The sequence below is a fragment of the Cellulomonas avistercoris genome (assembly GCF_014836445.1).
Taxonomy (GTDB): Bacteria; Actinomycetota; Actinomycetes; order Actinomycetales; family Cellulomonadaceae; genus Cellulomonas; species Cellulomonas avistercoris.
The window spans coordinates 351,476-362,483 of the sequence record NZ_JACSQV010000002.1; the positions used below are offsets into that span (position 1 = coordinate 351,476).

At 73.5% G+C, this 11,008-nt stretch carries 7 protein-coding genes; 2 read left to right on the forward strand and 5 right to left on the reverse strand.

Annotated features, from left to right (window positions below):
* Positions 1–46 precede the first annotated feature (46 nt).
* Positions 47–1,045 carry a PT domain-containing protein gene (locus tag H9657_RS03885; protein ID WP_191780500.1) on the reverse strand — a complete coding sequence of 333 codons (999 nt, stop codon included), beginning with the start codon at positions 1,043–1,045 and terminating at the stop codon, positions 47–49.
* A 251-nt stretch (positions 1,046–1,296) separates the two neighbouring features.
* Positions 1,297–3,780 (reverse strand): glycogen/starch/alpha-glucan phosphorylase, encoded by a 2,484-nt coding sequence (locus H9657_RS03890; RefSeq protein ID WP_191780502.1) that lies wholly within the window; start codon positions 3,778–3,780, stop codon positions 1,297–1,299.
* 175 nt (positions 3,781–3,955) lie between these two features.
* Between H9657_RS03890 and H9657_RS03895 the strand changes: the two genes are divergently transcribed.
* Positions 3,956–6,544 (forward strand): LuxR C-terminal-related transcriptional regulator, encoded by a 2,589-nt coding sequence (locus tag H9657_RS03895; protein ID WP_191780504.1) that lies wholly within the window; start codon positions 3,956–3,958, stop codon positions 6,542–6,544.
* On the opposite strand, the gene H9657_RS03900 is transcribed toward H9657_RS03895, so the two are convergent.
* The 3 genes from H9657_RS03900 to H9657_RS03910 all read right to left on the reverse strand — a co-directional run bounded on the left by H9657_RS03900 (position 6,482) and on the right by H9657_RS03910 (position 9,364).
* Positions 6,482–7,126: a signal peptidase I gene (locus H9657_RS03900; RefSeq protein ID WP_191780506.1), complete on the reverse strand. Its 645-nt coding sequence runs from the start codon at positions 7,124–7,126 to the stop codon at positions 6,482–6,484. The genes H9657_RS03895 and H9657_RS03900 overlap by 63 nt on opposite strands.
* On the reverse strand, positions 7,123–8,691 hold the full coding sequence (locus H9657_RS19540; RefSeq protein ID WP_191780508.1) for a BspA family leucine-rich repeat surface protein: 1,569 nt from the start codon (positions 8,689–8,691) through the stop codon (positions 7,123–7,125). The genes H9657_RS03900 and H9657_RS19540 overlap by 4 nt, the downstream gene beginning before the upstream one ends.
* A gap of 124 nt (positions 8,692–8,815) precedes the next feature.
* Positions 8,816–9,364, reverse strand: coding sequence for an alternate-type signal peptide domain-containing protein (locus H9657_RS03910; protein WP_191780510.1), 549 nt, complete (start codon positions 9,362–9,364; stop codon positions 8,816–8,818).
* Positions 9,365–9,706: 342 nt separating this feature from the next.
* Here H9657_RS03910 and H9657_RS03915 point away from each other — a divergent pair.
* The coding region (locus tag H9657_RS03915) for an MFS transporter (protein ID WP_191780779.1) at positions 9,707–11,008 on the forward strand (1,302 nt) is incomplete at its 3' end.

Sequence of the window (11,008 nt, forward strand, 5' to 3'; positions counted from 1 at the left end):
GTCACCGTGAGATGACCGGCCGGGCGTCGGTGAGGGTGCTGCTGGGTCAGCTCGCGAGGCGACGGCGCGCCAGGACGAGCGCGCCACCGGCGGCGACGAGCAGGACGCCGCCGAGGACGCCCGCCCGGGTGTCGAGACCGGTGACGGCGAGCTGCCCGGCACCGCCCGCGGCGAGGACCTCGACGTACTGCCAGCCGAGGAGCGTGCCGTCGGCGCGGTACAGCGCGACGCGGTGCGTGCCGGCGGCGACGGACGCGGGGACCGTCAGGCGCAGCGTGCCGTCAGCGGCGACCGTCGCGACACCGAGGTCCGTGGGCACCGAGAACAGGTAGCCGCGCAGGACCGCACCGGCCGGCAGGCCGGACAGGACGAGCGTGCCGCCCTGGGCGATGTTCGCCGGGCTCGTGAAGCCACCCTTGGTGCCGTCCGTCAGCTCGACGTCGGACGGGCAGGTGCCGGTCACGACGACGGAGCGCCCGATGATGTCGTCGTCGGGGACCTGGGTCCACTCGCCGAGGTCACCGAACTGGCCCTCCTCGGTGTACGCGAAGAGGAAGTACTCGCCGGGCGCGACGCCCGTGGCCGTGCCGGCTGCGCCGAGGTCCTCGGCCTGCAGGACGACGTCCTCCTCGCTCAGGGCGTAGAGCGAGCTGTGGTTGAGCAGGATCCAGTCGACGGACGGCGCCGGCGTGATGGTGATGCTGGCGTCGGGCTGGACGATGAGGCCCTTGCACGTCGGCGGCGTGACCTTGACCGCGGGGACCGGCACCACACCGGCTGTCGGCTCGGCCGTGGGCTCGGCCGTGGGCTCCGCGGTGGGCTCGGCCGTCGGCTCGGCGGTCGGCTCGGCCGTGGGCTCCGCGGTGGGCTCGGCCGTCGGCTCCGCGGTGGGCTCGGCCGTCGGCTCGGCCGTGGGCTCCGCGGTGACGGTCGGGGACGGGCTCGGCTCGTCCGCGACGGCCTGGGCCGCGACGGCGGTGCCGCTGAAGGCGAGGACCGAGAGCGCGACGACGGCGGCCGCTCTCCGGAGGGGGTTCGGGGTCACGATGCGGCTCCTTCGTTGTCCGCCCGGAGGGCGGACGAGTGGCGTGTCTCACTGCTCGTCCGAAGGCTACGGTCACGCGTCGATGCAGGTCATCCGTCAGAATGCGCCCGTAACGCCCATCCGGGAGGAACCGGTCTGCGCGCAAGAGTGAACTTCTCCTGTGACCCACCGGTGAGGTCCCTGTGGACACGCAGCGGCCCCGCCGCCCACGACGACGTCGCGGGTGACGGGGCCGGGCGCGGCCGGACGGCTCAGCGCGAGACGACGGGCTTCGAGTGCCAGATGCGGTCGATGTAGTCCCACATCGCCCGGTCGGAGGAGAAGAACCCGGAGCGCGCGACGTTGAGGATCGCCGAGCGGGTCCACGCCTCGGTGTCCCGGTAGGCCGCGTCGACCCGGTCCTGTGCGTCGAGGTACGCCTGGAAGTCCGCCAGGACGAGGAACCGGTCCTCGTGCAGGAGGTTGGACACGATCGGCTCGAAGACCGTGCGGTCACCCCCGGCGAACGCACCCGACGCGATGAGGTCGATCGCGCGCCGCAGCGTCGCGTTCTGCTCGTAGAAGTCCGCCGGCCGGTAGCCGGCCGTGACGAGCGCGTCGACCTCCGGCTCGATCAGGCCGAACAGGAAGAAGTTCTCGTCGCCGACGAGCTCGCGGATCTCGACGTTGGCGCCGTCGTCGGTGCCGATGGTGAGCGCACCGTTGAGCGCGAACTTCATGTTGCCCGTGCCCGACGCCTCCTTGCCGGCCAGCGAGATCTGCTCCGAGAGGTCGGCCGCGGGGATCAGCGTCTCGGCCAGCGTGACGTTGTAGTTGGGCGGGAAGACGACCGTGAGCGCGCCCTTGACCCGCGGGTCGGCGTTCACGACGCTGCCCACGTGGTTGATGAGGGCGATCGTCTGCTTGGCCATCTTGTAGCCGGGCGCCGCCTTGGCACCGAACGCGAACACGCGCGGCGGGATCGTCGTGGGGTCCAGCTCGCCGCTGACGATGCGCTCGTAGAGCGACACGATGTGCAGCACCTTGAGGGTCTGGCGCTTGTACTCGTGCAGGCGCTTGACCATGACGTCGAGCATCGCGTCCTCGCGGAGCGTGATGCCGTCGCGGCGCTCCAGCAGCGCGCTGAGCCGGTGCTTGTTGTGCGCCTTGACGGCACGGAACTTCTCGCGGAACTCCTGGTCGTCGGCCAGCGGCTCCATCTCCCGCAGCCGTCCCAGGTCGGTGATCCAGCCGGGGCCGATCGCGTCCGTGATGAGGTCCGACAGCGCGGGGTTGGCCAGGCGGACGAACCGGCGCGGCGTGACGCCGTTGGTCACGTTGGTGAACTTGTCCGGCCAGTACTCCGAGAAGTCCGGCAGGACCTTGTCGCGCAGCAGCTGCGAGTGCAGCTCGGCGACGCCGTTGACCTTCGAGCCCGCGATCGTGGCGAGGAACGCCATGCGCACCGAGCGCTCGGGGTGCTCGGCGATGATCGACATGCGCCGCAGGCGCAGCTCGTCACCGGGGTACCGCTGCGCGACCTCCGCGAGGAAGTCGTCGTTGATGCGGTAGATGATCTCGAGGTGGCGCGGCAGCAGCTTGCCCAGCAGCGCGACGGGCCAGACCTCGAGCGCCTCGGGCAGCAGCGTGTGGCACGTGTACGCGAAGCACTTCTGCGTGACGGCCCAGGCCTCGTCCCAGTCCCACTTCCGCTCGTCGACCAGGATGCGCATGAGCTCCGGCACCGCGATCACCGGGTGGGTGTCGTTGAGCTGGAAGATGATGCGCTCGGGCAGGTCGTGCAGGTCAAAGTCGGCGGGCAGCACGTTCTCGACGAAGTCGCGGATGGAGCACGCGACGAAGAAGTACTGCTGCTGCAGACGCAGCTCCTTGCCCTGGGGCGTCGAGTCCTCGGGGTAGAGCACCTTGGAGATGTTCTCCGCGAAGGTCTGCGAGCGCACGGCCTCGACGTACTCGCCGGAGTTGAAGATCGCGAGGTCGAACGCCTCGGTGGCCTGCGCGCTCCACAGCCGCAGCGTGTTCACGCGGCCGTTCTGGTAGCCCGGGACCATGTAGTTGTAGGGCACGCCCCGCACGTCCCACTCCGGGACCCAGCGGCTGCGCTCGACCCCGTCGTCGTCCGTGTACCGCTCGGTCGACCCGCCGAAGTGCACGGTCACCGCCGACTCCGGGTGCGGGAACTCCCACGGCGCCCCGAGGGTCAGCCACGAGTCGGCCTTCTCGACCTGGAAGCCGTCGACGAACGTCTGGCGGAAGATCCCGTACTCGTAGCGGATGCCGTAGCCGATGCACGGGACGCTCATCGTCGCCAGGGAGTCGACGAAGCACGCGGCGAGGCGCCCGAGGCCGCCGTTGCCGAGCCCGGGCTCGACCTCCTGCTCGCGCAGCGTGGCCAGCTCGATGCCGAGGGAGGCGAGCCCCTCCTCGACGATCTCGGCCATGTCGGTCGCCAGGAGCGCGTTGTCGAGCTGACGCCCGAGCAGGTACTCCGCCGACAGGTACGCCACCGACTTGGCCTGGGCGTCGCGCTGGCGGCGCACCGTCTCGAGCCAGCGCGCCATGAGGTACTCACGGACGGTGCGGGCGAGTGCGAGGTACTGGTCGTTGACGCTGGCGCGCTCCATCGTGACGCCCTGCCCGTAGTGCAGCTCGCGGAGGAACTCCTTGACGAAGCCCTCGACGGAGTGCTGCGGGGCCGTCACCGGCGCGTTGCTGTTGGCACGGTTCTCAGTCACTTGCGCAACGGTAGTTCCCCACACCTGGTGAATCCAGGCGGGCAGCCGGGGCATTCCGCCGCGAAGCACGCGATCAGCGTGTTTCCCGGCGTGTCCTGTGCCCGGTCTCACCTCTCTGTCACGGTGCACGGCGGGGCATCCGGGCGCGAACCGTCCGACCGCGCCATCCTGGGGTATGAGCGAGACCCCGCAGCGGTCCGGCACGGTGGTGCTCCACGAGCACGCGCTCGACGCCGCGGCACGGCACCTCCGCGCGGACGCGGACGTGCTGCTCGTGGGGGACGTCGGCTCCGGGCGCACGACGCTCCTGGCCGTGCTCGCGGAGCGCCTGCGCGGCACCGGGACCTCCGTCGTCACCCTCGCGGGCAGCCGCGGCGCGCGCGACCTCCCGCTCGCCGCGTTCTCGACCCACCCGACGCTGCGTCCGCGCGGCGGGGCGCGGTGGGGGCTCCCCGAGGCCACGTCCGTCCTCGCGGAGGCCGTCGGCACCGGTCCCGCGGTCGTCCTCGTCGACGACGCCCACCTGCTCGACGACGCGTCGACGGCCGTGGTCGCCGCGGTCGCGCGACGCCACGCGAGCCGGGTGCGCCTGGTCCTCGCGGCACCGTCGGGGACCGACCTCGACACCGCCGCCCCCGACCTCGCGCGGGAGGCCGCCGTCGTGCGGATCGGGCCCCTGGGCGTCAGCGCGACGTCCGCCCTCCTCGCGGACCGCCTCGGCGGTCAGGTCGAGGGGAACCTCGCGTCCGTCGTCGCGGGACGCTCCGGGGGCAACCCGCGGGTCGCGCTCGCGCTCGTCCGGGCGGCCGTGGACGCCGGCGTCGTCGCCCGCGTGCACGGCCGGTGGGCGCAGACCGGCGCGCTCGACACGGTCCGCGCGGACGCCGTCGCCCTCGGCCTGCTCGCCGACCTGCCGCAGACGGCGCGCCGCGGCCTGGACGTCCTGGCCTGGTTCGGCCTGGTCGACCTGGCCACCGCGCGTCGTCTGGTCGGTGCGGAGACCCTCGCGGCGCTCGACGCCGCGGGACGCGTCGTCGTCCACGAGGGCGGCCGCGAGCCGACGGTCACCGTGAGCCCGCCGGCGCTCGGGCAGGTGCTCCGGCTGCGGCTGTCGCCCCGCGCGGACGCCGACCTGCGGGCACTGGCGGACGGGACCCTCGGGACGGGCGTGCTGCCCCCGCCCGCGCTCGCCCTGCCCGCGGGCGTCGACGTCGCCGGCCAGGACACGTCGTCCGGCCCGGCCTCCCAGCAGGTCGCCATCCTCACCGAGTCCGTGCGCACCCAGGCGTCCCAGCGCTACCGGACGTGGCTCGAGAAGCGCGACCTGGTGAACGCCCTCTCGCTCCTGCGGCTGCGGCTGCTCGACAACTTCACGTCGATCGACGTGGACGAGATCCTCCAGGGCACCGTCCCCTCCCCCGACGACGACCCCGACGACCTCGGCTCGTACGTGCTGCTGCGCGGTCAGTGGGCGGCCGCGACGGGCGGCACGCTGCGCGACGGGATGTCGCACGACCCCGGCCCCACGGGCCGGCTCGTGCTGCCCGACCTGGAGGACAGGGTCCTCGACGCGCTCGAGCGCCTCTACGCCCTCGAGCCCTCGACCGTGGGCGTCGCCGACCTCGAGGGCGCGCGCGTGCCCGCACCGCTGCGCGACTTCGTGCTCGTCCTGCAGGTGCAGGCGGCCGTCGAGACGGGGGCGCCGGACCGTGCGCTCGAGCTGCTGGACGGCTGGAGCGGCTCGCGGCGTCAGCACGCGATCGGCCACCAGCTCGACGCGCTCCGCGGCGACGCCCTGCTGCTGGCCGGGCAGGTCGACGACGCGATCGCCTGGTCGCGCGAGCGGCTCAGCGCGGCGTACGACGACCTCAGCATGCTCGGGGTGCGGCTGGCGGCACGCGGCCTCGCGACGGGCCTGTTCGTCCAGGGGGACCATGACGGCGCACGCCGGACGCTGAGCGTCGTGCTGCAGACCGGGCGGTGCGGTCCCGTCCAGAGCCCGTACGACGAGCGCATCCTCGCGCTCGCGGCCACGCTCCGGGCCCGGCACGGCGAGGCCGATCTCGCGGCCGCGCTGCTCGACGAGCTGCGGGCGACCCCCCGCCCGTACCTGCCGGCGCTCGACTTCGCCGTGCCGTGGGCGACCACGGAGGTCGCGTACTTCCGGGCGGGCGGGACCGAGCCGCCCGACGGCGAGCCGCTGTGGGCCGCCGGCGAGGAGCAGCTCGCTGCGGGGCGGCTCGCGGGAGCGGCGATGTGCTGGGCGTTCGCTCCCCTGGAGCTGACCCGCGACCGGCTGGCCCGGCTCGAGGAGCTGTGCGCGCGGACCCGGCTCACGATCGTGCGGCCCTTGGTCCACCTGCACCGCGCGATCGCGCTCGGGACGAGCGCCGAGGTGCTGGGGGCCGTGGCGATGATGCGCGTCCCCGGGCCGCTCGTGCACGTCGCGCTCGACGTGGCCCGGCGCCGCGCCGCGCAGGAAGGACGGGGCGAGCTCACCGAGGAGCAGGTGCGGGCGGTCGCCGGTGCGGCCCTCGCCGCGGCGGTGGGCCGCCCGCAGGTACGAGCGGCGCCGCTGACGGGACGGGAGGCGGAGATCGCGGTGCTGGCCCGCGAGGGCCTCAGCAACCGGCAGATCGCCTCCCGCCTCTACCTGTCCGTCCGCACGGTCGAGAGCCACCTGTACCGGGCCATGCAGAAGCTAGGGGTGTCGGACCGGGCCCTGCTCGGGACGCTCGAGGAGACCGTGCTCGTCGAGGGGTGACGCGGCCGCCGCGCCCGCCGCCCGGCGGCTGCGTCCCGCGCGGTACCAGAGGCTCGCCGCCCAGACGAAGAACCCCGCGGCCACCAGGACGACCCCGACGTGCCGGTCGTCGACGTTGACCGCCGAGTTGACGTGCCCGAGGTGGTGCACGACGTACCAGACGCGCGCGCGCACCTGGAAGTCCTGCACCGGCAGGTCCGGTGCGCCGTTGGCGTCGCCCTGCGTCGTGAACGTGACGCCACCGTCGGTGCGGTGCGTGATGCCCGTGACGCGGTGCGTGACCGCCGTGGGGTCCTCGGGGTGCGGCAGGTAGGTGACGACGTCGCCGATCCGGACGTCGGCCGGGTCCACGGGCCGGACGACCACGAGGGACCCGACGGGCAGCGTCGGCTCCATCGAGCCGGACAGCACCGTCAGCGGCACCGCCCCCGCCAGGCGCGGGACCAGGATCGTGACGGCGGCGACCAGCAGGACCACGCCCAGCACGCCGTAGCCGAGGCCGACGCCGACGCTGCGGGCGGCCACGCGCCACCGGCTCTCGGGGCGTGCCGTGACGCGCGGGGCGGGTGCGGTGACGGTCATCGGTCCTTCTCCTCCTCGCGGAGCGCGACCGCAGGGGTCGCGTCGGCGGTGTCGGCGTCGGGGCCCCCGTGGGGCTCCGGGAGCGTGGTGACGTCGGCCGCGGCCGGGTCGTCGGTGGCGTCGTGGATGGCGTCGTCGGTCACGGGCTCGCCGTCCGTCAGGGACTCGTCGTCCGTCATGGCCTCGTCGCCGGCCGGCCCGTCACCCGCCTCGTCCTGCGGCGCAGGAGGCGCGGTGTCGTCGCCGACCACCAGGGCGTCGAGCGCGTCGTCCGCGGCCGCCGCGGGGCGGAACTTCGCGGGGATGAGGGAGGTCGTGAGGTTCGGGGCGTCGGCGTTGAAGCCGTCCCACGCGGTCACCCGGCCGACGTCCCAGCCGGCCACGCTCTGGGCCATCGCCCGGGCACCGCGGAACATGTCGGTCATGTCCTCGACGTTCGAGGTGTTCCAGCCGCCGATCCAGGAGTTGAACGCGGTCGCGCCCTGGAACATCCCCGACATGTCCCGCACCTTGGCGGTGTTCCAGGCGCCGACGTAGCCGTTGAAGGACGTGGCTCCGGCGAACATGTGGGACATCGACTCGACGTTTGCGAAGGCGGGGCCGGGGAAGTCCTGCTTGAGCGAGCGCGCGTTCGAGAACATGTGGTCCGTGGTCCGCAGCGTCGACGGGATGCCGTCGACCCGCAGCAGGTTGGTCGCGTTGTGGAAGGCGTACGACGCGTCGACGGTCCCGACACCCTCCTGCCAGTTCAGCACCTGCACGAGCTCCTGCATGTCCGCGACGGTCTGCGCCGGGGACCCCAGGCTGCCGACGCGCCCGTTGACGAGGACGCTCGCCTGCACGGTGCCCGGCGGGTAGGTGTGCACGTTCCTGCCCGGGACGAGGCGCACGGTGGCCGCGCCCTCGACCCACTGGACCGTCGCGTCGACGTCGTCGACGTAGAGGACGACCGTGCGGTCGGCGCCCTTGGTCAGGTCGTAGCTCATCCGCAGCAGGCCACCGGCGGCGGCCGGCCCGCGGGTCGTGAGCGTGCCGAGGTCGCGCGACGCCGTGTCGCGCCAGCCGTGCCCGTTGGTGAGCTGCAGGTCCAGGCGCAGCGAGAAGGAGCGGTCGCCGGACGGCAGGCTCGACGCAGCGGCGACCCGCACCGTGACGGGCACGCGCTGCGGCGTGGCCGAGCCGGCGACCACGACGTCGTCCGACGTGAAGGTCACGCGGCCCGCGAGATCGGCCGGCAGGGAGGCGGCGACGTCGGTGCGCAGCGTCGCGCGCAGGTTCTCACCCGTCGCGGTGACGTCGACGACCGTGCGGTAGAGGACCGCCCGGCCGGGCTCGAGCCGCCCGGTCGCGGGGTCGAACGCCGCGCCCGACTCGTGCTGCCACGTCCCCGCGCCGATCGCGTCGATCGCGAGGGCCCCGCTGGCCAGGGCGCCGTCGAGCGGCGCCTGCGCGCGCCACGCCGCGTACGTCGCCGTGCCGGGCAGCGCCAGGACGACCGCCGCAGCGGCGACCACCGCGAGCAGCGCGGCGCGCAGCGGGCGCAGGGGACGGACGTGGTGTCGCACGGTGCTCAGCTCCTGGGTCGGGGGAAGTGGTGCAGAGGTCGGGCGGTGGAGCCGCCGACGGCAGGCGCGCGTCGGGGGGGAACGGGCCTGCCGCCGGCGGCGGTCGTGGGGGTCGCAGCCGGGCTCAGGCCGACGGCGCGACCTGCTGCAGGTTGATGCTCGTGGCGCCGAGGTCGAAGCCGAGGCCCATCTCGCCGGTCGCCGACTCGTCGAACGCGATCGTCACGGTGGCGTCGACGGACGTCGTGCCGGGACGGAACCCGTCCGCGGGCACCCCGTCGAGGGTGACGTCGACCGTGATGCTGTCCGACAGCGTGTCGATCGGCAGGCCGGCCGGCCCGACGACCTGCGGGACGACGACGAGGTTCTCGCCCTCGGCGACGACCGCGATCGTGGAGGTCCCGACGATGACGTCGCCCGGGACCATCTGGAAGCCGTCGAGGTCCCCGATGACGTTCTCGTGGCCCGGCGTCACGTCGTTCCACGTGATGTCGCCGAACTCGGCGGTGAGCGAACCGGTCTGCAGGCTGCCCTCGCCCAGCGCGCCGTCGGCGTTCCAGAGCGCGAAGGTGCCCATGCCGCCGAGCAGGACGGCGACGCCGGCAGCGGCGGCGACGGCACCCTTGACGGCGCCGCGGTGGGTGGTGGTCGTGGAGGTCGTGGTCGCGTTCATGGCTCGGGCCCTTCGTGTCCGTGGTGCCGGGGCGGTTGCTTCCGACACCCAGGACACTGCCGGGGCACCGGCCACGTAGTGCCGGCCCGACGGGACCTGAGTAGGTAGCGCCGACGCGCTGACCTGCGACGACACCCGGCGCCGGCGACCATCGCCGTAGTCGGGCGGCTACTGGGCGGGCGCCCGGGGCCCTCGGCGGGGCCCGACGCGTGCGTGCGGGCCGGCAATCGGCGTGACCGCGAGCCACCGTCGGCACGAGCATGGGGTGGTCCCGATGAGTCCGGCCGCCACGCCCGGTCTAGTCCCAGGACGACTTCCTGCACCCACCACCCCGAGGCCGCCATGACCACCCCCACCGCACCCACCCGCTGGCGGCGCGACGTCACCGTGTTCCTCACGGGCCAGACGTTCTCGCTGCTCGGCTCGATGCTCGTGCAGTACGCGATCCTGTGGCACCTCACGCTCGAGACGGGCTCCGGGACGGTCATGGCCGTCTACGCGGTCGTCGGCTTCCTGCCGCAGGCGGTCGTCTCCGTCTTCGGCGGCGTGTGGGCCGACCGGCTGAACCGCCGCGCGCTCGTCATCGGCGCCGACGCGTCGATCGCCGCCACCACGCTGGCGCTCGCGATCCTCATGCTGTCCGGCTACGACGACCTGTGGATCCTCTACCTGGCCGCCGCGATCCGGTCGGCCGGGGCCGGCATCCAGACGCCCGCCGTCGGCGCCCTGCTCCCCCAGATCGTCCCGCCCGACAAGCTCATGCGCGTCAACGGCATCAACGGCACCATCCAGTCGGCCATGATGCTCGTCGCGCCGGCCCTGGCCGCGGGCCTGTACGCGTGGGCCTCGATCGAGGCCATCTTCTTCGTCGACGTCGTGACCGCGCTCATCGGCATCGGGCTGCTGCTGCTCGTGCCCGTGCCGCGCCTGCAGCGCGCCGACCAGCAGGCGGGCGTGCGCGGCTACCTCGCGGACCTCACCGACGGCGTCCGGTACGTCGCCAGGACGCCGTTCGTGCGGTGGATCCTCGCCATGTGGGGCCTGGTGTTCGTGCTCATCGTCGCGCCGTCGTTCCTCACGCCGCTCATGGTGGTGCGCTCGTTCGGCGACGAGGTGTGGAAGCTGACGGTCAACGAGCTGGCCTTCAGCATCGGCATGACCCTGGGCGGCGTCGTCGTCGCGTGGTGGGGAGGCCTGCGCAACCGCGTGCACATGGTCGTCATCACCACCGGGCTGTTCGCCGTGCTCAACGTGGGCCTGGGCCTGTCGACGAACATGTGGGTGTTCTTCGGCTTCATGTTCCTCATCGGCCTGGGCGTGCCGTTCTTCTCCACGCCCACCATGACCGTGCTGCAGGAGAAGGTGGACCCCGAGCGGCTGGGCCGCGTGTTCGGGTTCGTGGGCATCGTCATGGCCGTGGCGATGCCCGTGGGGATGGCGGTGTTCGGGCCGTTGGCCGACCGGTACAGCGTCGAGTCGCTGCTCGTCGCCGCGGGCGTCGCGCTCATGCTGGTCGTCGTCGCCGGCATCGCGCTGCCCTCCGGGCGCCGCGCGATGGCCGAGGCCGAGGCGACGGGACCGGTACCGGTGCCGCCGTCGGACGAGCCCGTCGAGCCGTCGGACGAGGCGCCCGCGCGTCGGGGA